This window comes from Providencia sp. PROV150 (genome assembly GCF_028481025.1).
Classification (GTDB): Bacteria; Pseudomonadota; Gammaproteobacteria; order Enterobacterales; family Enterobacteriaceae; genus Providencia; species Providencia hangzhouensis.
The window spans coordinates 30434-52213 of the sequence record NZ_JAMPPJ010000026.1; the positions used below are offsets into that span (position 1 = coordinate 30434).

The 21780-nt window shown below is 39.8% G+C and carries 15 protein-coding genes and 3 tRNA genes; 10 read left to right on the top strand and 8 right to left on the bottom strand.

Going from position 1 to position 21780, the window contains the following annotated elements; translation table 11 throughout:
- Position 1 precedes the first annotated feature (1 nt).
- Genes ptrA through PSE83_RS16500 form a run of 4 tightly spaced genes read left to right on the top strand, consistent with a single transcriptional unit; the run spans position 2 to position 8974 of the window.
- Positions 2-2899 (top strand): pitrilysin, encoded by a 2898-nt coding sequence (gene ptrA, locus PSE83_RS16485; RefSeq protein ID WP_036957997.1) that lies wholly within the window; start codon positions 2-4, stop codon positions 2897-2899.
- Positions 2896-6504 (top strand): exodeoxyribonuclease V subunit beta, encoded by a 3609-nt coding sequence (recB, locus tag PSE83_RS16490; RefSeq protein ID WP_272660994.1) that lies wholly within the window; start codon positions 2896-2898, stop codon positions 6502-6504. The genes ptrA and recB overlap by 4 nt, the downstream gene beginning before the upstream one ends.
- Entirely contained in the window at positions 6504-8351 is a 1848-nt protein-coding gene (recD, locus tag PSE83_RS16495) for an exodeoxyribonuclease V subunit alpha (protein ID WP_272660995.1), read from the top strand. Before recB ends, recD begins: the two co-directional genes overlap by 1 nt.
- Positions 8352-8404: 53 nt before the next feature.
- A complete protein-coding gene (locus tag PSE83_RS16500; RefSeq protein WP_094961122.1) occupies positions 8405-8974 on the top strand; it encodes a hypothetical protein in 570 nt (189 codons plus the stop codon).
- Between the two features lie 104 nt (positions 8975-9078).
- On the opposite strand, the gene argA is transcribed toward PSE83_RS16500, so the two are convergent.
- A complete protein-coding gene (argA, locus tag PSE83_RS16505) occupies positions 9079-10422 on the bottom strand; it encodes an amino-acid N-acetyltransferase (protein WP_036957996.1) in 1344 nt (447 codons plus the stop codon).
- Positions 10423-10784: 362 nt separating this feature from the next.
- Between argA and amiC the strand changes: the two genes are divergently transcribed.
- A complete protein-coding gene (gene amiC, locus PSE83_RS16510; protein WP_004257585.1) occupies positions 10785-12035 on the top strand; it encodes an N-acetylmuramoyl-L-alanine amidase AmiC in 1251 nt (416 codons plus the stop codon).
- A gap of 140 nt (positions 12036-12175) precedes the next feature.
- Here the strand turns inward: amiC and PSE83_RS16515 are convergent.
- The 3 genes from PSE83_RS16515 to PSE83_RS16525 all read right to left on the bottom strand — a co-directional run bounded on the left by PSE83_RS16515 (position 12176) and on the right by PSE83_RS16525 (position 12485).
- Positions 12176-12252, bottom strand: a tRNA-Met gene (locus PSE83_RS16515).
- 18 nt (positions 12253-12270) lie between these two features.
- A tRNA-Met gene (locus PSE83_RS16520) sits at positions 12271-12347 on the bottom strand.
- A gap of 61 nt (positions 12348-12408) precedes the next feature.
- Positions 12409-12485: transfer RNA gene (locus PSE83_RS16525), tRNA-Met, on the bottom strand.
- 232 nt (positions 12486-12717) lie between these two features.
- Between PSE83_RS16525 and mltA the strand changes: the two genes are divergently transcribed.
- Positions 12718-13839 (top strand): murein transglycosylase A, encoded by a 1122-nt coding sequence (gene mltA, locus PSE83_RS16530; RefSeq protein WP_004257581.1) that lies wholly within the window; start codon positions 12718-12720, stop codon positions 13837-13839.
- 30 nt (positions 13840-13869) lie between these two features.
- The gene (gene tcdA / locus PSE83_RS16535) at positions 13870-14685 is read left to right on the top strand and encodes a tRNA cyclic N6-threonylcarbamoyladenosine(37) synthase TcdA (RefSeq protein ID WP_004257579.1); all 816 of its coding nucleotides are present in this window, start codon (positions 13870-13872) and stop codon (positions 14683-14685) included.
- A 41-nt stretch (positions 14686-14726) separates the two neighbouring features.
- Here the strand turns inward: tcdA and csdE are convergent, their stop codons facing one another.
- Both csdE and csdA read right to left on the bottom strand, forming a co-directional pair.
- Positions 14727-15185: a cysteine desulfurase sulfur acceptor subunit CsdE gene (gene csdE / locus PSE83_RS16540; protein ID WP_004257574.1), complete on the bottom strand. Its 459-nt coding sequence runs from the start codon at positions 15183-15185 to the stop codon at positions 14727-14729.
- A gap of 18 nt (positions 15186-15203) precedes the next feature.
- Entirely contained in the window at positions 15204-16409 is a 1206-nt protein-coding gene (gene csdA, locus PSE83_RS16545) for a cysteine desulfurase CsdA (RefSeq protein WP_136134313.1), read from the bottom strand.
- Between the two features lie 700 nt (positions 16410-17109).
- Between csdA and PSE83_RS16550 the strand changes: the two genes are divergently transcribed.
- From PSE83_RS16550 to rlmM, 3 genes are read left to right on the top strand one after another with little or no spacing between them, the layout of a single operon-like run.
- Positions 17110-18051: a transcriptional regulator GcvA gene (locus tag PSE83_RS16550; protein WP_004257564.1), complete on the top strand. Its 942-nt coding sequence runs from the start codon at positions 17110-17112 to the stop codon at positions 18049-18051.
- Positions 18052-18078: 27 nt separating this feature from the next.
- Entirely contained in the window at positions 18079-18474 is a 396-nt protein-coding gene (locus PSE83_RS16555; protein WP_004908716.1) for a DUF423 domain-containing protein, read from the top strand.
- The gene (gene rlmM / locus PSE83_RS16560) at positions 18467-19570 is read left to right on the top strand and encodes a 23S rRNA (cytidine(2498)-2'-O)-methyltransferase RlmM (RefSeq protein WP_004257556.1); all 1104 of its coding nucleotides are present in this window, start codon (positions 18467-18469) and stop codon (positions 19568-19570) included. The genes PSE83_RS16555 and rlmM overlap by 8 nt, the downstream gene beginning before the upstream one ends.
- Before the next feature lie 59 nt (positions 19571-19629).
- Here the strand turns inward: rlmM and xni are convergent, their stop codons facing one another.
- Positions 19630-20385 carry a flap endonuclease Xni gene (gene xni, locus PSE83_RS16565; RefSeq protein ID WP_272660996.1) on the bottom strand — a complete coding sequence of 252 codons (756 nt, stop codon included), beginning with the start codon at positions 20383-20385 and terminating at the stop codon, positions 19630-19632.
- Positions 20386-20403: 18 nt separating this feature from the next.
- The gene (gene ppnN, locus PSE83_RS16570) at positions 20404-21771 is read right to left on the bottom strand and encodes a nucleotide 5'-monophosphate nucleosidase PpnN (RefSeq protein WP_036957994.1); all 1368 of its coding nucleotides are present in this window, start codon (positions 21769-21771) and stop codon (positions 20404-20406) included.
- Between the last annotated feature and the right edge of the window lie 9 nt (positions 21772-21780).

Consider the following 21780-nt stretch of genomic DNA (forward strand, 5'->3'; position numbering starts at 1 on the left):
GATGCAATATTTATCCAAAAATATCGCTCATCTATTTTTATTACTGATAATTTTTTTCGGTGGTCAAGCAATAGCAGCGCAACCACTTTGGCAAGTTTTGCCTGAAACAGTAAATAAAAGTGAAAGAGACCCTAGGGAATATAAAGCCATCAAACTTAGTAATGATATGACGGTTTTATTGGTATCAGATGCCAAAGCAACAAAATCATTGGCTGCGGTATCGATACCTGTTGGTAGTATTGAAAACCCAAATAGCCAATTAGGGCTGGCTCATTATTTAGAGCATATGGTTTTAATGGGTTCCAAAAAGTACCCAGAGCCAAGTAGTTTCTCTGAATTTTTGCAAAAACACGGTGGTAGCCATAATGCAAGTACCGCTTCTCATCGTACTGCTTATTACTTTGAAGTTGAAAATGGTGCATTAAAAGAAGCGACGGATAGGCTTGCAGATGCATTAGCTGAGCCACTTTTAGACCCGATTAATGCAGACAGAGAACGTAATGCAGTTAATGCAGAACTTACAATGGCACGTTCTCGTGACGGGATGCGTATATGGCAAGTACGTTCTGAAACATTGAACCCATTACACCCGAACTCACGTTTTTCGGGGGGAAATTTAGAGACTCTGAAAGATAAATCTAATAGCAAACTACAAGATGAGCTTGTGGGTTTTTATAAGCAGTATTATTCTGCAAACCTAATGAATGCAGTGCTTTACGGCGACGAATCTATCGAATCATTAGCGAATATTGCACAGGAAACATTTGGGCGTATACCTAATTTTAACGCAAGTGTTCCCGCTGTTAATATCCCAGCAGTAACGGATAATGAAAAAGGCATTATTATTCATTATGTGCCAGCGCAACCGCAAAAAGCCATACAAATTGAATTCAGTATTAAAAATAATATGGTAGATTTTCGCAGTAAAAGTGACAACTATATTAGTTACTTAATTGGTAATAGAAGCCCCGGAACATTGGCTGATTGGTTAATATCGCAAGGGCTTGCTGAAGGTATCAGTGCCTCTGCCACTCCAAATTTAGATAGAAACTATGGTTCATTCTCTATTTATGTGACATTGACTGATAAAGGGTTACAAGAAAGAGACGAAATTATTGCAGCTATCTTTTCTTATCTTGAGTTAATTAAAAATGATGGGGTCAATAAAAGTTACTTTGATGAAATAGCAAAAGTTCTTAATTTATCATTCCGTTATGGTTCAATTGTCAGGGATATGAACTACATTGAATGGTTATCAGACCAAATGATTGATGTTCCTGTTAATCATGTTCTTGATTCAGATTACATTGCAGATAAGTATGACCCTGAAGCGATTAAACAGCGTTTATCAGAGCTCACTGCGCAAGAGGCGAGGATTTGGTTTATTAGTCCAAATGAACCGAATAACAAAAAAGCCTATTTTGTCGATGCACCGTATCAGGTCAATAAAATCACAGCAAAACAATTTAAAACCTGGGCAAGTTTAGAATCTAAAATGAATTTTAAATTGCCTGCTTTAAACCCGTATATTGCTGATAATTTATCACTAATTAAAGCTGATAAGGTTTATAAACACCCCGAATTCATCTATCAAGATGGCAATACACGAGTGTTATATATGCCAAGTCAATATTTTGCAGATGAGCCAAAGGCGAGTATCACTTTATCATTACGTTCTAACCAAGGTGATAAAGATGCTAAGCAACAAGTAACGGGCTCTTTATTACAATATATCGCTTCATTGAAAATGGATGAACTGCAATATCAGGCATCTGTAGCTGGCATGTCTGTCTCTGTTTCTCAGGGAATCGGTCTGCAATTAAATGCCAGTGGTTACACCCAACATTTACCTGAACTCTTTTTATCCATGATAAAGCTATACCTGAATTTTGAGCCAACGGAACAAGAATTAGCTCAAGCAAAATCTTGGTATAAAGAGCAAATTGAAGTTGCTAATAATGCGAAAGCTTATGAGCTAGCGATGCAACCGCTTCAGCGTATTAATAGTGTACCTTATTTTGAGCAAGAACAGCGTTTAGCCGAGCTAGATAAAATTTCATTGCAAGACATCACTAACTACCGTGAAATGATAGTTAAAAGTGCAGCATTACAAGCGCTGGTCTTTGGTAATATGACTGAGTCGCAAAGCATTAAAACTATTAAAGATGCACAGCAATTATTAAAGAGCGAAGGTACCAATTGGTGGCGTGGTGATATTGTAGTTATCGACAAAAATTACCTAGCAGATTTCCATAAACAGGGGAATAGCTCAGATAATGCACTTGCTGAAATCTTTATTCCAGACGGTTATAGCCGCATTGATGGCGCAGTATTATCAGGTATTCTTTCTAAGGTAATTCAGCCTTGGTTTTATGACCAATTAAGAACCAATGAGCAACTGGGTTACGCAGTATTTGCTTTTAAAGCAGGGCTGGGGGATCAGTGGGGAATGGGCTTTTTAATTCAAAGTAATGCCAAAACACCGAGTTACTTGAATACTCGTTACCAACAATTCTATCTTCAAGCATTAGAGAAACTGAAAAAACTGCCGATAGATGAATTTAATCAATATAAACAATCTATTATCACGGAGATGAATCAACCACCTCAAACGTTCTATGAGGAAGTAGGCCGTTATTCATCTGATTTTTCGAGAAATATTTTCAGTTTTGATACTCGTGAAAAAGTTATTGCAACTTTAGGGACAGCAACGAAAGAACAAGTCATTGAGTATTATGAAAATGCAGTTATAAAGCATAAGGGGTTAGCAGTTAGCTCCCAAGTTATAGGCCAAGGAGTTGATACTAAAGTGGGGTATGCTCATCTGAAAGATTGGGTGCTTTACCCAACAGCTTCTCAGTTGCAAAAGATTTTACCAATAAAGGAAGATGCTGAGTGAATAAAGTGCAGGTAGAGTCCCAATTACTGAATGTTTTTTCCTTACCTCTGCGTGGGCAGCGGTTAATTGAAGCATCTGCAGGAACGGGTAAAACATATACAATTGGTATACTTTATCTGCGGCTTTTATTAGGCCTGGGAGGCGTTAATGCGTTTCCTAGGCCGTTAAGTGTTGAAGAAATTTTAGTTGTAACATTTACTGAGGCTGCGACGAATGAGTTACGGGGACGTATTCGTCAACGTATTCATGATATGCGCTTAGTTTGCTTAAGAAATGGCGTTGGTTTCGAGTCGCAGCCTGAGTATCTTGAATTATTAGCTGAGCTTTCGGGGGAATCCCAAAGAAAATTCGCTGCGCAATGGTTGCAGGCAGCGGAAAGGCAAATGGATGAAGCCGCGATATATACTATCCATGGTTTTTGCCAAAGAATGCTAGTTCATAATGCATTTGAGTCGGGAGTATTGTTCGAACAAACAATGATTCAAGATGAATTTCCGATTCAAAAACAAGCTTGTGCAGACTTTTGGCGCCGCCATTTTTATCCTCTGAATTACTCCATGACGAAAGTCATTCAGTCACTGTGGACTAGTCCTGAAGCATTACTTTCGGAGATTAAACCTTTCTTGCAGGGTGACATTCCTTTAATTATTAACCAACCGAAACAAGTAGAAACTCTAGAAGAACGGCATCAGCGGCTAATCTTGTTAATTGAGTCAGTTAAAACGGCCTGGTTAGAAAACTCAGCGGATTTTGAGAAGCTTATCGCTGATTCAGATGTGGATAAACGAAGTTATAGTACTCGTTTTCTACCTACATGGCTGATAAAAATAGGCGAATGGGCTCAAGAAAAAACAGAAGATTATCAGCTTCCTAAAGATCTTGAACGTTTCTCACAAACGGTATTACATAAAAAATCAAAAAGTGGCTTAGGGCCAGAACATATTGTTTTCCAAAGTATAGATGAGCTACTTTCTCAATCATTAACTCTAAAAGATCTGGTTATTCCACTGGCCATTTCAGAGGTGAGGGAAGCGATTACTAATGAAAAACATAATCGTGGTGAAATGGGGTTTGATGATTTATTGACCCGTTTAGACGGTGCTCTTGCTCAAGAAAGTGGGAAATTTTTAGCTCAAGCTATTAGTCAACGCTTTCCTGTTGCGATGATAGATGAGTTTCAAGATACAGATGCACAGCAATACCGTATTTTTCAAAGAATTTATCGGGAAGTTAATGACAGCGCATTACTTTTCATCGGCGACCCTAAACAAGCTATATATGCTTTTCGGGGCGCAGATATTTTCACCTATATCGAAGCAAAAAATGAAGTTAGTGCTCACTACACATTAGAGACTAACTATCGTTCATCGCAAAATATGGTTGAAGCTATTAATCACTTATTTGGCCGCTGTCAGTCACCATTTATTTTTGAGCAAATTCCTTTTCAACCCGTTAATTTCGCTAAGCAAAATAGCGGTAAAAAACTTATTCATGATGGCGAAGTGGTCAAAGCACTTACATTTTGGCAAGTGGAAGCAGAAGGTGTCTCAGTTGCTGAATATGAACAGGCAACAGCTTCACAATGTGCAGCGCAAATCGCACAATATTTACAAGGCGGGTTTCAGGGTAGTAGCTATTTTGACAATAAAGGAGCACATACTCCTGTAGAAGCTTCTGATATTACTGTGTTGGTTCGTAGCCGACGTGAAGCTGTATTGATTCGTGATGCTTTAAATCGGTTAAATATCCCTTCTGTGTTTCAATCTAATCGGGAAAGTGTATTTTCAACACCAGAAGCGAGAGATTTACTGTGGTTACTACAGGCAGTTTTAACACCAGAAAAAGAACGTGTTTTACGCAGTGCATTGGCGACAGGAATATTGGGTTTAACCGCTAAACAAATTGATGACCTAAACCATGATGAAAAATCGTGGGAAAAAATTGTAGATGAATTTGCTCGTTATGCCATGGTGTGGCAAAAACGAGGCGTGCTCCCCATGCTTAGAATGATCATGGCACAGAGGAAAATTGCAGAAACGTTATTATCAGGTGCCGATGGAGAGCGTCGCTTAATGGATGTGATGCATATTGGTGAGCTGTTACAAGAAATGTTATTACAGCTTGAAGGTGAGCACACACTAACACGTTGGCTGGCGCAACAAATTGCCCATCCTGATCATCAATCTGACGCACAACAAATGCGTCTTGAAAGTGATAAACATTTGGTGCAGATCAGTACCATACATAAATCTAAGGGCCTTGAATATAAGATTGTTTGGTTGCCTTTTGCGAGCAATTTTCTACCCCAATCTAAAGGTTTATATCACGATAGAACGGATTATGCAGTACGGCTAGATTTAAACGATAGTGAAGAAAATGTTGCTCTAGCTGATGAAGAGCGTCTAGCAGAAGACCTACGCTTATTATATGTAGCACTCACAAGGGCTATCTATCACTGTAGTGTCGGTATTGCACCATTAATTAAAGGTAACAGAAAAAAAAGTGGTGAAACCGATTTACACTTATCTGCGCTGGGTTACGTCATCCAAAAAGGGCAAGCAGGAGATAGCCTACTATTGAACGACATGCTAGCTGAAATTAGCAATGACGTTATTGATGTTGCAGTGATTAATCAACCTAAGTCGGAACGCGTGCTATTAGAACAAAATGATAGCGTAAACTTATCGGCAAGAGCAGTGACTCGTCATTTTAATGACCACTGGCGTGTTACCAGCTATTCGGGGTTAAGTTATGGTTCAAGCCATACTGAAGCAGAAGAATCAGTTTCAGCATTGCAATTTGCTAATTCATTAGCCCCTAATATGGATATTGAGGCTAGTGTTGATGTGGAGCAACAGGATGACGAGTCTCTTATCCTAACTCCTCATCAATTTCCTAAAGGTGCATCACCGGGAACATTTTTGCATAACTTGATGGAGGAGATTGATTTTAGTGGGCATATTTCTCAAGAATGGTTGTCTGAAAAACTTGAATCCTCAGGGTTTGACATACAGTGGGCACCGATGCTGCAAGAATGGCTGAATGCAATTGTACAGGCACCACTATCAGAAGACGGGTTATGTTTATCTGCATTACAGGCTCAAGACCAATTGGATGAAATGCAGTTTTATCTCCCTATTGATTCCCTATTGAGTGCCAGTCATTTAGATAAGATAACGCACCAATATGACCCATTATCACAACGTTGTCCTCCGCTAAATTTTGAGAGAGTTCAAGGTATTTTAAAGGGGTTTATTGACCTCACCTTTTACTGGAAAGGCAAATTTTATCTTCTTGATTATAAATCAAATTATTTAGGGAAAGATGCCAGTTTTTATACCCAAGAAGCCATGGCTGAAGCGATGATAGACCACCGCTATGATTTGCAATATCAACTATATTCGTTAGCGTTACATCGTTACCTCAAGCAAAGAATGCCTAATTATGATTATGAAACTCATTTTGGTGGCGTTTATTATTTATTTTTACGAGGCATAGATAATATTCACTCAAGTAACGGCATTTTCTTTTATCGCCCTATAGAGCCTTTTATTGAAGCGTTAGATAGCTTATTTAAAAATGTTCAGCAAGGGGAAGCAACTTAATGAAATCCCTATTTAATCAAGCTATTGAGAAGCATATCTTTACACCTCTAGATGTGCAATTTGCTTACAGCATTTCTGATGATAAGTGTCCTATAGTACTTATGATTGCAGCACTCCTTAGCGCAGAAACTATGGCTGGGCACGTTTGCCTAGCACTGGCGGATGTTGACCCCGACAAATTGTTTGCGGGAAGGCACCCAGAGTTAGCAACTGCGTTTTGGCAAAAAATGGGAGAGCCGAGTGAGCAAGAGCTCTATCAAACGCTCAGACAAGCAAATGCAGTGTCATTATCAACAGAAAACAAAATCTCTCCTTTGGTGCTTTCAGGGGAATACTTATATTTTCAACGGATGTGGCAATATGAGCAGTATGTTGCGAAATTTTTCTCTAATACATTAATAGATAAGCAAAATAATGTTCAAATTAAGAATGTACTAGACAGCTTATTTCCCATTACTGATGATATAGATTGGCAAAAAGTTGCAGCAGCAGTTGCTGTAACGAGTAAGGTGTCAATTATATCAGGGGGGCCAGGAACAGGAAAAACAACAACAGTTGCACGTATCCTTGCTGCATTAATTAAACTTGAAACTAAGTATCACCATAAAATTAGAATAGAGTTGGCGGCTCCAACCGGCAAGGCTGCAGCTAGGTTGACGGAGTCCCTCGGAGAGGCGATGAAAAAAATGCCTTTAACCGATGAAGAACGCGCTGTTTTGCCTAATCATGCAAAAACATTGCACCGTTTACTAGGGGCTCAACCTGAGAGCCAGCAGTTTCGCTATAACCGAGATAATCGTTTATCTCTTGATGTACTGATTGTTGATGAAGCCTCAATGGTAGATTTACCCATGATGAGCAAATTACTTGAGTCATTACCTGAAAATGCAAAGTTAATATTTCTAGGTGATAAAGACCAATTAGCCTCAGTCGAGGCAGGGGCAGTATTAGGGGATATCTGTCAGTTTGCTGATAACGGTTATAGTGCAGAAAGAGCGTCCCAACTTTCGGAGTTAACAGGGCATTCAGTTGAATCTTATGCATCACCAAGCGGCCCAATTATTCGTGATAGCCTATGTCTGCTACGTAAAAGCTACCGTTTTTCGGCAGATTCAGGGATTGGCCAACTCGCTTTTGCTGTAAATGAAGGTAATGTTTCTAGAGTTCAACAGTTACTAAATCAGCAGCGGTCAGATGTACATAGTTATATTCAAGAAACCGCAGATGATTACGCGAAAATTTTATTAGATGCCGCTGAAAATTATAAGGAATATCTACTAGCGGTTAAAAATAAAGAAGATCCTGAGCAAGTTTTGAAAAAATTTAACCAATATCGGGTACTAACAGCTCTGCGAGAAGGCCCTTTTGGCGTCATTGGCCTTAACGATAAATTGGAAAAATTATTTCATAGGCAAGGGATAATAAACCGTCCATATAATTTATTGAATAAACACTATGCAGGCCGGCCAATTATGATTAGCCGTAATGACAGCCCATTAGGACTCTTTAATGGGGATATAGGCATCATTTTACCGGATGAAGAAAATGCACTGAGAGCCTATTTTCAATTTCCAGATGGGACTATTCGTGGGGTACAACCTAACCGACTTCCACAACATGAAACAGCTTATGCAATGACCGTTCATAAATCACAAGGTTCGGAGTTTGCTCATACCGCATTAGTTTTACCAAATGTATATTCTCCCGTAATGACCCGTGAGCTTGTGTATACGGCGATAACTCGAGCTAAAAAAGAGCTATCTCTTTATGGCAGCCCAAAGGTATTACGTCGAGCAGTTGAAACACCAACCAAGCGGCGAAGTGGTTTAGCGACCCAATTAATGTGACTAGTTTATATGTAAGTTACGTGAATATTTAACCCAAAAATAAAGGTAATGAGATGGATAACCAGCAAGCAATGACGGCAATTACAGTAACATTAAATGCAAGACTTGAACCGATTAGGCGTGGTGATTTAGAAGATGCATTTAATGAAGTCATGAAAAGCATGGGTAAAAATATCCATGTTACAGGTGGTGGAACATTATTAAGTGATAATGGCGAAGCGCAAGAATGCGATATAGAAATAGCACTTGAAGAAGCTAGTGACGAAAATATCAGTTTAATTATTCAACTTTTTTCTTCAATGTTAGCTCCAAAGGGCTCTCGTTTATTCATTCATGGCGAAGATGTTCGAATCGATTTTGGCTCAGATGAAGGCATGGCTATTTATTTCAACGGGACAGAGCTCGCTGATGACGTTTATGAAAATGGGGATATCAATGAAGTATTCGATACTCTAGATGAAGCAGTGGAAGATATTGGGAGTATTCACGGGGTCTGGGATGGCCCGACAGAAACGGCATTTTATTTTTATGGTACTTCTTTCGCTGAGATGAAAGCTGCAATACAGCCGCATTTAGACTCCATTCCTTTGTGTGAAAAAGCAAGGGTTATTCAGATAGCTTAGTGGCTATTCATTTGTGTTAAAGCCATAGCCCAAACTATGCATCCTTGTATAGTTTGGGGTTAAAGTAATTGGCTAAATAGTAATCATTTTGAATACTCTAATATTTACTTATCAGCTTGGTTTTTTAAATCTAAAATCAATATTTTAGAGCGGCGCTGGTAATTATATAAAGCCTGTTTTTTCATTGGTAACATCTCAATCTCCGCGGGGGTAAAACCACGCTCTTGAAACCAATGGATGCTACGAGTTGTTAGTACAAATAGCTTGTCTAAACCAAATTGTTTTGCTTGTACGGCAATACGGTGCAGTAACTCCTCTCCCCTAGATGAACTACGGTAATCAGGATGAACAGCGACACATGCCATTTCACCTAATTTTTCTTCTGGGTAAGGGTAAAGCGCAGCGCAAGCGATGACTAAGTTATCACGTTCAATAATGGTAAATTTATCAATTTCCATTTCTAATTGCTCACGTGAACGTCTAACTAAAATCCCTTGCTGCTCTAATGGGCGAATAAGTTCTAATATTCCACCAATATCATTAATGTTTGCACGGCGGATTTGTTCCGCGCTTTCCATGACTATTTGGGTACCAATACCATCGCGAGAGAATAATTCTTGAATTAAAGAACCATTTTCTTGGTAGCTCAATAGGTGGCTACGGCGGACACCCCGGCGACAAGCTTTTGCGGCTCCACGTAGAAAACGCACGGTTCCTGAGTAGTAATCGCCCTCAGATTCCAGCTCTTGAATACGGTTTTCTGCTTCATTTGGGAATAATTCAGACAAAATATTGCCTTCTTTATCTACTACACCTTGTGAGGAGCAAAAACCGATCAGTTTTTCCGCTTTCATTTTTACTGCTAATTGAGTTGCAATTTCTTCAGAGGTCAGATTAAAACTTTCTCCTGTGACTGAGACTGCAACCGGCCCAATCAACACAATGGAACCATTATCTAACTGATTATTAATGGCTTCTTCATTAATACGTCGGATTCTTCCGCTGTGGCAATAATCAATGCCATCATCAACCCCTAGAGGTTGAGCAATAACGAAATTACCACTAACCACATTAATATGTGCGCCTTGAAGCGGGGTATTACCTAAGCTCATAGATAACCGAGCCGTGATATCTAATTGTAAAGCTCCAGAAGCTTGTTTTACATATTCAAGTGTATTCGCATCTGTTACGCGAGTATGTTTATGATAAACCGCATCATATTTGTGTTCAGCTAAGATATCCTCAATTTGAGGCCTAGCACCATAAACGACAATAATTCGGATGCCTAAACTATGCAATAATCCTATATCATTGACAATACTAGGAAAATTTTCATGCGCAATCGCTTCACCACCAAGCATAATAATGAATGTTTTGCCGCGGTGGGCGTTTATATAAGGGACCGAATGGCGAAACTCATCAACCAACTCGGTGCTGCGCTCTTTCATAACAACCCTCTTAATTGAATTTTTATTCGTTAATAATGTATTTTTATTCTTTTTGTTGGGAAATATCAAGTAAAAGATGGGATAAAAAAAGTAACATTTTTATTTTTATCGTTTACATATCTCTAAATTTAACTAGATATACTCTACGAAAATTAAATTGCATAAAATTGACACAGAAAGTCACTCACAAATATTTTCTCTCGGTATGATTAGGTTATACTCATTAATGTAACTCTATAGATGCTTTGATATATTCTTAATGACAGAGTGCAAATGATTAGTTAGAGTGCGTATTTCAAGTCTAGTTATTAGCAATTATCCTAAAATCACTTTATTTTTCAGTTCTAGGTTCGGAATTATTGATGAGTCACCAAGATCACAACCCATCGAAGCGTCGTTTTATTCAGGGCGCAGCTGCAGTTATGTTACTGAGCATTAGCCCATTCGGTTTTTCTGCGAGTAGCAGCGTGGTGGCTGTGCGCATTTGGCCTGCATCCAGCTATACCCGGGTAACATTGGAATCTAGTACTCCATTGAAGTACCGCCAGTTTGTGCTTAATAACCCTGAGCGTATTGTGGTCGATCTTGAAGGGGTGCAGTTAAATAATGTATTAAAGGATATGGGAACCCAAATTCAAACACGTGATCCTTACCTTAAACTGGTTAGAGTTGGGCAATTTGATCCGAAAACGGTTCGCTTGGTATTTGAAGTTAAAAATAAAGTTAGTCCTCAATTCTTCTCGATGGCCCCTGTTGCGGAATTTAAGCACCGCTTAGTTCTTGATTTTTATCCAGGTAAAGGTGTTGACACCAATGATGATCCTCTATTGGCATTACTTGAGGATTATAATAAAGGTGATCTTGAGGAAAGCATGCCTGCTCAAGCGAAGAAGCCTGGAAAAGCAGGGACGGATCGCCCCATTATTATTATGATCGACCCAGGGCATGGTGGTGAAGACCCTGGTGCGATAGGCAAATATAAGACACGTGAAAAAGATGTGGTTTTACAGATCGCACGGCGCTTAAAAGCTTTGATAGATAAAGACCCTAAAATGCGTTCCTATATGACTCGTAATGAAGATGTCTTTATTCCGTTAAAAGTCCGAGTGGCGAAAGCACGTAAAATGCAGGCTGATTTATTCGTTTCAATTCATGCAGATGCGTTTACTAACCGTTCAGCCCGCGGTTCTTCTGTTTTTGCGTTATCAACGAAAGGTGCGACCAGTAATACGGCTCGCTACCTAGCACAAACACAAAACGAAGCGGACTTAGTGGGCGGTGTGAGTAAAAGTGGAGATGTGTATCTCGACCATACGATGTTTGATCTCGTGCAAACAGCGACGATTAACGACAGTTTGAAATTTGGTGACGAAGTACTAAAACGGATGGGAAAAGTTAACAAGTTGCATAAAAACAGAGTTGACCAAGCCGGGTTCGCAGTGTTGAAGGCTCCAGAGATCCCATCAATTCTCGTTGAAACTGCTTTTATTAGTAATTTAGAAGAAGAGCGGAAATTGAAAACAGCTAAATTCCAACAACAAATGGCAGAATCCATTTTTGAAGGGGTAAAAGCTTATTTCCGTAATGGCGGTGCATTAGCAATTCGCAACTAATTAATTTAAATCAGATTAAAATAAAGAAAGGTGATAAACGTGTGTGAGTCGCCTTTTTTGTTTTTATCGATGGGTAAAAATAGAATTTATTATAGTGGTACTAAAAAGGTAATTGAATTAGAAAGGGTATTTGAAAGAATTGGTTGCGGGGGCTGGATTTGAACCAACGACCTTCGGGTTATGAGCCCGACGAGCTACCATGCTGCTCCACCCCGCGACTGAAGAGGTAAAAAATTGGTTGCGGGAGCTGGATTTGAACCAACGACCTTCGGGTTATGAGCCCGACGAGCTACCATGCTGCTCCATCCCGCGACTGAATTTTTACGACTTTATACTGCAGATTTTTTGTTACTTTACTGATTTAATCAGTAATTGGTTGCGGGGGCTGGATTTGAACCAACGACCTTCGGGTTATGAGCCCGACGAGCTACCAAGCTGCTCCACCCCGCGTCCGATGCGGGCACTATACTCGGGATGAGATCTGATGCAAGTTTTTTCGTGTTTTTTTTCCAAAATTTAGCATTTACAGAACAAAATCTGTTCTGTCTGGCTGTTTTTTGCTCTTTAGTGAGTAGAGAGAGGAAAATAACCTAACTAAATATATTTACACGTTTCATTCCCTAATTGGGTTTGCTATTGTGCGCTTCATATTGGATTGTTGGATTTATTTGGGTGGTAGAGCATGAATATAGGGCTAACAAAAATCGTCAATAAACAAATAGTAAAAAAATGGTTAGTAACCAGCGTATTTCTTTCCTTATTAGCTGGATGCCAAACCCATCCAACGGATAAAGGCCAACAATATAAAGATGGTCGCTTAGTACAAGATTTACAGAAAGTAAATCAAGTGAATGTACAGGGGCGACCAATAAATGCGCCAGATTTTAATCAACAAGTTAATGAAATTAAAAATGCATCACCGCGATTGTTTAAAAATAACAACGATACCTATCATGCTATAGAAAACTGGTTGATGGCGGGGGGGAACCCGGCTCAATTGGCAAATTTCAATTTAACCGCTTTCCAAATGGAAGGCGCTGATAATTATGGAAACGTACAATTTACAGGGTATTACACGCCTGTGATCGAGGCGCGCCGTATGGCTCAAGGTGAATTTCGTTATCCGTTGTACGGTATGCCGCCAAAAGGAAAAACACGCTTACCTAGCCGAGCGGCAATTTATAATGGTGCCCTGAGTGATCATTTAATTTTAGCTTATAGTAATTCGCCGGTTGAAAATTTTATGATGGAAGTTCAGGGAAGTGGTTATGTTGATTTTGGGGATGGCAGCCCACTGAATTTCTTTGGTTATGCAGGTAAAAATGGTCACGCCTATAAAAGTATCGGAAAAGTGCTGGTAGACCGCGGTGAAGTTCCTCTGAGCCAAATGTCATTACAAGCTATCCATGATTGGACGAATCAGCATAGCGAGCAAGAAGTTCGCCAGCTATTAGAAGAAAATCCGTCATTTGTATTTTTTAAACCGCAATCATTTGTCCCTGTTAGAGGCGCAAGTGCGGTTCCTTTAATTGCTAAAGCATCTGTTGCATCAGATAAAACTCTCATTCCACCGGGAACAGCCTTACTCGCGGAGATCCCTGTGTTAGATAATAATGGGAAATTTACGGGGCAGTACGAAATGCGTATGATGGTAGCCTTGGATGTTGGTGGTGCGATTAAAGGGCATCATTTTGATATTTACCACGGTATAGGCCATGAAGCCGGAAAAATGGCCGGTTTTTATAACCATTACGGGCGAGTTTGGGTGCTGAAAAAAAGCCAGCCGCTATTTGGTTCAATGTAGTTACAGTTTTAACTGAGGTTGTTCGTTATTATGCAAGCTAAGCTTTCTGATGCTTGGATGCAGCGTTTTGCTGGGATCGGGCGTTTATATGGGCAACATGCTCTTCATCTTTTTGCACGTTCCCACATTTGTGTCATTGGCATTGGTGGGGTAGGCGTGTGGGCCGCGGAGGCGCTTGCTCGTTCAGGTATTGGGCATATCACATTAATTGATATGGATGATATTTGTGTGACTAATACCAATCGCCAATTACATGCCATCAAGTCGACAGTTGGGCAACCAAAAGTTGATGTGATGAAAAATCGTATTTTAGAAATTAACCCCGAATGTGTAGTGAATGTTATTGATGATTTTATTACTGTTGATAATGTCGCTCACTACCTTAGCACGGGGTTTGATTATGTCATTGATGCCATTGATAGTGTAAGGCCTAAAGCTGCGTTGTTAGCGTATTGTAGACGCTTTAAAATACCCATTATCACCACAGGTGGGGCTGGTGGACAAATCGACCCAACACAGATTCAAGTGACAGACCTAGCTAAAACGGTTCAAGACCCTTTAGCCGCTAAGTTGCGGGAACGCTTAAAATCCGATTTTAACGTTGTTAAAAATGGCAAAGGAAAGCTCGGGATTGACTGTGTTTTTTCTACTGAACAGCTTGTTTATCCGCAAAGTGATGGCACTGTGTGTGCGGCAAAAAGCACTGCGGATGGCTCTAAGCGTATGGACTGCGCTTCAGGCTTTGGTGCGGTGACTATGGTTACAGCCAGTTTTGGGTTTATTGCTGTCTCACATGCACTTAAAAAGATGATAGCAAAATCACAACGGGAAATGGAACAGCAGTAAAGTGAATGAGGCTATTGCGATAGATAGCCTCATTCAATGAATTACGCAGGTGTCATTTCATTGGCAATATTTTGAATTGCCGTAATGAGTGATTGAATACCATTTTGGCGGGATTCGCTGAGCTGGCTAGGTAAGCCGGTTTGAGCTAATAAGTTATTAAAATCAATTTCCATGATTTCTTTCGCTGTTTTTTGCTCTATTGCCGCTAACAAAATGGTAAATAACCCTTTCACCACTCGGCCTTCACTATCCCCATAAAAATGAAATGTTTCATCATCATTGAGAAGTGCTCCAATCCAAACTCGGTTTTCACAGCCTTTAACCTCTTGAGTTTGCAGCTTTTCATCATCAGACAGCGCCGGCAATTTTCTCGCAAATTGAATTAATAAACGGTATTTATCTTCCCATGCTTTATGTGTGGAAAACTGTTCAACTATTTCTTGAATTTTAATCTCTGTACCGAATGGGTGCGGAGCAAGTTCATGGTTAGTCGAAGTCATTAGGCTTCCTTTATTGATTTATTCATTGAGTATAGAAAGTGAAACGGTGACTGCATCGATAAATTTATCGACGTCTTCCCGGTTGTTGTACGGCATCATTGAGATACGCAAGCAGCCACTGATATTTAATGCATCCATTAATGGTTGGGTGCAATGTTGACCATAGCGTAATGCAATATTTTGTTCGGTCAAGAGGGCACCTAGATCACTATGGTGAATATCTTTGAAGTTAAATGATAGCAAAGGAGAATCAGGCACACTATAGCGAATAAAGCCGGGAAGTGCCGATAGTTTTTTAGTGGCATATTCGATTAGTGAGCAAGTATATGTTTCTGCTAGTGTTAATTTTATTCCTTCCAGCCACTCTAGGGTAGCAGAAAAGGCAATTACCCCTGCAATATTCGGTGTTCCGGCTTCGAATCGTTGTGGAATAGGTGCAAGAGTGAAATCGTCAAATGTGACGTGGGTCAACATTTTCCCTCCACCATGCCAAGGGGTCATTTGCTCTAAAAGTTCTGTTTTGGCGTAGCAAACTCCAAGCCCAGTTGGCCCATATAACTTATGTGCTGAAAATGCATAGAAATCAATATTCAGCTCACTGACATTAATCGGGCTATGAACGACACCTTGTGCGCCATCAACAACGACTAAAGCTCCTACTTGGTGAGCGAGCTGAGTCACCGTTTGTATATCGGGTTGATAGCCAGTTACATTGGACATTTGAGTGATAGCGATGACTTTCGTTTTTTCAGATAATTTAGATTGGAGTACATCAAGACTCAATGTCAGGTTCTTTTCAACCGGCCATTTTATAATTTTTGCGCCAGTTTGCTGTGAAAGCATAATCCAAGGTAATAAATTTGAATGATGTTCTATTTCACTGACAATAATTTCATCGTCAGGTTTTAATGTTGAGCGAAAATAACCTTGTGTAATTAAATTAATTGACTCAGTTGTTCCGCGTGTCCAAATAATATTTTTTTCACTGGAAGCATGAATATATTTTGCAGCACGGATTCGCCCCTGCTCATAATCACGTGTTAATTTCAATGATTCAGATGACTGCCCTCGATATACCGAACTGCCCGACAAGCGATAATAGTCATTAGATGCATTGATCATGGCGATAGGCTTTAATGCCGTTGCCGCACTATCAAAAAATAGTGTTGATGAGTCTATCGCTGGGAAGGTGAGGCGAAATGTGGTGGCGCTAAAATGATCCATGAGTATTTTCTTTTTAGTCAAAATTTCAATGTGTTTTGATTTTACTGAGTGCGGTATTAGTTGATTGTACATTTATTAGTACATTTATAGTTACTTTCTGATTAATTTAAACTTATCATTTTTTAATCTAGCCATTGAAATATTTTGTTACGTTTGGTATTAATTGTTAGCAATTCTTCTAGATGTGGTTTCAAGATGATTCAGTGTTTTGCGTTGCAATGCAATGCCTTTTGTTTATAAATTTATTTTTTTAAGTACTTAGTAAATAATTTTCAAGATTTATCTTAAATATCTTACTGAAAGTTTTTTCGGTACACTTACAATTATCTATAGTTATTTGTATTTATTAAGTTAAATTGCTTAAGTAAATACTGAAATAGCATTAAAAAAAGAGTAAAAAAAAAGCACCGCGCGTTGGCGGTGCACTATATAAAATCACTATGGACAGACAGGGTAAATGTACAGGAAGTGAAAAAACAGTAGCTAAAGCTACAAAGGTCTGGTTCAACCAGACAACTTGCAAACACAACATCACAACCACAAAGCCAAAAGTTTCAAAGTAACTAAACTCTGTAACTTTTCGTTCCGGCTTAGGAAGTGTGCATACTATAGGTATTTACTAGCGTATCCTCAAGGGACAAATTATAATGCTTCGGATGAAAAAAACTAATGCATAACAAGATGCCAAGTAGAAGTGATTATGTCTAAAAGATTACCGCCCCTAAATGCACTGAGAGTCTTTGATGCTGCTGCTCGTCATTTAAGTTTTACTAAGGCAGCAGAAGAATTATTTGTAACTCAAGCGGCCGTTAGCCACCAAATGAAAAGTTTGGAAGATTTCCTTGGGCTGAAATTATTCCGTCGGCGCAACCGATCATTGTTATTGACAGAAGAAGGTCAAAGTTATTACCTTGATATTAAAGAGATTTTCTCTTCTTTAAACGAGGCAACGCGTAAGTTACAAGCCAGAAGTGCAAAAGGGGCATTAACGGTTAGTTTATCCCCAAGTTTTGCGATTCAGTGGCTGGTGCCAAGGCTTTCAGGCTTTAACCAGGCCTATCCAGGAATTGATGTGCGGATCCAAGCTGTAGATAGAGAAGAAGATAAATTGGCAGATGACGTTGATGTCGCTATTTTCTACGGTAAAGGTAATTGGCCAGGGCTAAGAACAGATAGGCTTTATGCTGAATATTTAATGCCGGTATGTTCACCATCTTTATTAACTGGAGATAGCCAACTAAAAATTCCTGAAGATTTAGCAAAACATACGTTACTTCACGATTCTTCACGAAGAGACTGGCAAGCATATGTTAAGCAACTAGAGTTACAAAATGTCGTTAATGTACAGCAAGGTCCCATTTTTAGTCATAGTGCGATGGTTATTCAAGCTGCTGTTCATGGTCAGGGAGTTGCACTGACGAATAATGTTATGGCTAAAAATGAAATTGACGCAGGGCGCTTAGTTTGTCCCTTTAGTGAGGTGTTAGTTAGTAAAAATGCATTCTACTTAGTTTGCCAAGAAAATCAGGCAGATTTAGGCAAAATAGCTGCATTTCGCCAATGGATTCTTGGGCAGGCGGCAAGTGAACAAGAAAAATTAGGTTTTATTACGGGTGACCAAGATGTGGCGCTTATTCAGTAATCAAGTATTTAAATAAAAGGTGTTACTGTGAATAGTCGTTTGATGTTAATTTTTGCAGGAATTAGTGGCTTCTTTACTGTTGCTTTTGGAGCTATTGGTTCACATGCGTTATCGTCAATTATGAGTGTCCATCAAATGGACTGGATTGAAATAGGGCTACGTTATCAAATGTTGCATACTGTTGCACTAATGGTGCTAGGGGCAATTTTATTACGTAAAATAATTCTGTGGTTCTATTGGTCAGGTGTGTTTTTCTCTGTTGGGATACTTCTTTTTAGCGGTAGCCTTTATTGTATGGCACTATTGCAGGTAAAATACTTCTCTTATTTTACGCCAATAGGTGGTGTATGTTTCCTAATTGGTTGGCTGTTAGTGGTTATTGGCGCTATGCGTCTAAGGAAATCGGCGTCACGCAATGAGTAATAAAATTGCACTATATTGCCGTCCAGGCTTTGAAAAAGAATGTGCAGCAGAAATTACAGATAAAGCAGGGCAAAAAGAAATTTATGGTTTTGCCCGCGTAAAAGAAAACAGTGGTTATGTTATTTTTGAGTGCTACCAAGCAGAAGATGCGGACAAACTCGCACGAACGTTGCCTTTTCGAGAATTAATTTTTGCTCGTCAAATGATTGTAATAGGGGATTTACTTAAGGATTTACCGCCTGAAGACCGTATTACCCCGATTGTAAATGCATTGAGTCAGCAAGTTGTGCGGGCAGGAGATCTCCGTGTTGAAGTTGCTGATACCAATGAATCGAAAGAACTCTTGAAGTTTTGCCGCAAGTTTACGGTACCTTTGCGTAATGCATTACGTAAAGAAAAAATCTTATTGCCACTCGAAAACTTTAAGCGGCCCGTTATTCATGTGTTCTTTATTGCCCCTGGTTGCTGCTATACCGGGTATTCGTATACCAATAATAGTTCAAATTTCTATATGGGGATCCCAAGGTTAAAATTCCCATCAGATGCACCGAGCCGTTCAACCTTAAAACTTGAGGAAGCTTTCCACGTCTTCATTCCTTATGAAGAATGGGAAGAACGTCTAGCAAGTGGGATGAAAGCTGTCGATCTTGGTGCATGCCCAGGGGGATGGACTTATCAATTAGTGAAACGCAGTATGATGGTGGATGCTGTAGATAACGGCCCAATGGCGGAAAGCCTTATGGATACAGGGCAAGTTAAGCATCACCGTGAAGATGGTTTTAAATTTAAGCCTACTTCCCATAATATTACTTGGTTAGTCTGCGATATGGTTGAAAAACCAGCTAAAGTTGCTGCGCTAATGACTGATTGGCTTGCTCAAGGTTGGTGCCGAGAGGCCATTTTTAACTTAAAATTGCCGATGAAAAAGCGCTATGAAGAAGTTTCACATATCTTAGAAAAGATGAAAACACAGCTTAAAGAGCAAGGTGTTAATGTGTTGATTCAAGCTAAACAGCTTTATCATGACCGCGAAGAAGTAACTGTACATGTGATGAGGATATGGTCGGCAAATCCAATGGCACGTGAGTATTATTAATTTATAGAATCAGTTAATAAAAAAGCCACTTCATCATTAAGTGGCTTTTCTGTTTTCTATTAGTTGGATGCATAACGCAACTGATTCAGATTCCCTCGTATCGGGATATCGGTTCTTAAAGTCGCAATATCTCGGCAAATCAATGCAATTCCCTGCTGATTGATGAGCTTTTTCTGCCATTTCTCTTCAAGGTTATCTAAATTGGCAAATATATTTTCAATAGAGTGATATTGTTGCAATAGTGTCGTGGCACTTTTAGGACCAATCCCTGCAACACCGGGAACTTTACTACTACTGATCCCTGCAAGCCCCCAATAATCAGGAAGTTGATTAGGAGAAACGCCAAATTCCTTTTCGATAAAAGGGATATCTAGCCAGCGCTTTTGAAAATAATCGCGAATTCTTAAGTTAGGGGAAAGTAGTTGGCAGTAACCTTTGTCTGTGGATACGATGGTAACTGTGTGCCCCGATCCCGCAATGCGTGTTGCTAAGGTAGCGGCTAAATCATCGGCTTCATCCCCTTCAGACTGCCAGCAGTGAACCCCTTTTTCTTTAAATAAGGCTATTAGGGTGGGGAGTTCAGCATGCAGATCTTCAGGCATAGGTTGTCGCCCCGCTTTATAATCGGGGAGTTTTTCATGGCGCCAGCTTTGGTGACGTCCTTCTTCATCAAATACTGCAACAATGTGCGTGGCATCAGTATGGGCGATCAACTGCGATATTGCAGATAAACAAGTTTCTCCACACGGGCTTCCTTGCACCGCGTGGATACGGCGTATTAAGTTTAATGCATCAATAATTAATAAGTGGATCATAAATACGCCAACATTTACTTATTTCACGATTTCATAGCAAGGTTCGTATGCCGTACCACCCGGTAATTTCATACGATGTTGCTCAACGAAGCCTTGTAATAACACATCCATACGCTTCATTAGCTCACTATCGCCGTGAATTTTGAATGGCCCATGTTTTTCGATGGCTTTCATACCAAATTCCTTCACGTTACCAGCCACAATACCGGAGAAAGCGCGGCGTAAATCTGAAGCCAGTTTCTCAGGTGCTTGCCCTGGGTGGAGGTTCAGTGATGCCATATTTTCATGCGTTGGTTCGAATGGATGTTGTAAATCGTGAGCAATTTTAATTGACCAGTTGAAGCTATAGGCATCACCTGTGCTACGGCGATTTTCTTTAACTTGTGGCATGCTGCGTTTCATTACACGAGCGACTTCTTGAGCATCATCAATAATAATTTGGTAATGCTTACTGGCTTCATCACCTAAAGTGTGTCGAATAAAGTCGTCTAATACTTCAAAGTATTCCGCACTTTCTTTTGGGCCCGTTAAAATCAGTGGTAGAACTTGTTCACTGTTGGCTGGGTCCATTAAAATACCCAATAAATACAGTAACTCTTCGGCGGTACCGACACCTCCTGGGAAAATAATAATCCCATGACCTAATCGAACGAATGCCTCTAAACGTTTTTCGATATCAGGCATAATGATGAGTTCGTTCACTAATGGGTTTGGTGGCTCAGCGGCGATAATTGAAGGCTCAGTTAAGCCGATAAAACGGCTATTTTTGTATTGTTGTTGTGCATGGCCAACTGCTGCACCTTTCATCGGTGCTTCCATAGCACCCGGGCCACAGCCTGTACAGATATTTAGCTCACGCAACCCAAGCTCATTACCTACCTTACGGCCATATTGGTACTCAATTTCATTAATTGAGTGGCCGCCCCAGCAAACAATCATACTCGGGTCTTCATCGATATGCAGGGCTCGGGCATTACGCAAGATAGAGAAAATCATATTGGTAATATGTGTGCCATTTTCGAGGTCTAAATTAAATTGTTCTTTGGCATGCGTAATTTGCGCATGGACGAATAGAATGTCACGCAATACGGCAAATAGGTTTGCTTGTAAGGTGCGAATAATTTTACCATCAACAAAAGCTTTTTCTGGTGGGTCGATAAGTTCAAGCTTAACGCCACGCTCACGGCGTAATACATTGATATCAAAATCTTTACTTTTTTCTAATAGCTCTTTACTGCTATCAGTTAAGCTGCCTGAATGCAAAACGGCTAAAGAACAATTTCGAAATAATTGGTACAAATCGCTACTGGCCGTGCGTTTTAGCATATCAACTTCAAGTTGAGAGAGTAGATCCATAGATCCTAATGGACTGATATGAGTAATCAAGTAGTACTC

Excerpts from the sequence above, each read along its gene's own strand:
- PSE83_RS16550 (WP_004257564.1), top strand. The coding sequence starts at position 17,110 with ATGTCTAAAAGATTACCGCCCCTAAATGCACTGAGAGTCTTTGATGCT.
- PSE83_RS16500 (WP_094961122.1), top strand. The coding sequence starts at position 8,405 with ATGGATAACCAGCAAGCAATGACGGCAATTACAGTAACATTAAATGCA.
- csdA (WP_136134313.1), bottom strand. The coding sequence starts at position 16,409 with ATGGATCATTTTAGCGCCACCACATTTCGCCTCACCTTCCCAGCGATA.
- xni (WP_272660996.1), bottom strand. The coding sequence starts at position 20,385 with ATGATCCACTTATTAATTATTGATGCATTAAACTTAATACGCCGTATC.
- csdE (WP_004257574.1), bottom strand. The coding sequence starts at position 15,185 with ATGACTTCGACTAACCATGAACTTGCTCCGCACCCATTCGGTACAGAG.
- recD (WP_272660995.1), top strand. The coding sequence starts at position 6,504 with ATGAAATCCCTATTTAATCAAGCTATTGAGAAGCATATCTTTACACCT.
- argA (WP_036957996.1), bottom strand. The coding sequence starts at position 10,422 with ATGAAAGAGCGCAGCACCGAGTTGGTTGATGAGTTTCGCCATTCGGTC.
- ptrA (WP_036957997.1), top strand. The coding sequence starts at position 2 with ATGCAATATTTATCCAAAAATATCGCTCATCTATTTTTATTACTGATA.
- amiC (WP_004257585.1), top strand. The coding sequence starts at position 10,785 with ATGAGTCACCAAGATCACAACCCATCGAAGCGTCGTTTTATTCAGGGC.
- rlmM (WP_004257556.1), top strand. The coding sequence starts at position 18,467 with ATGAGTAATAAAATTGCACTATATTGCCGTCCAGGCTTTGAAAAAGAA.
- tcdA (WP_004257579.1), top strand. The coding sequence starts at position 13,870 with ATGCAAGCTAAGCTTTCTGATGCTTGGATGCAGCGTTTTGCTGGGATC.
- mltA (WP_004257581.1), top strand. The coding sequence starts at position 12,718 with ATGAATATAGGGCTAACAAAAATCGTCAATAAACAAATAGTAAAAAAA.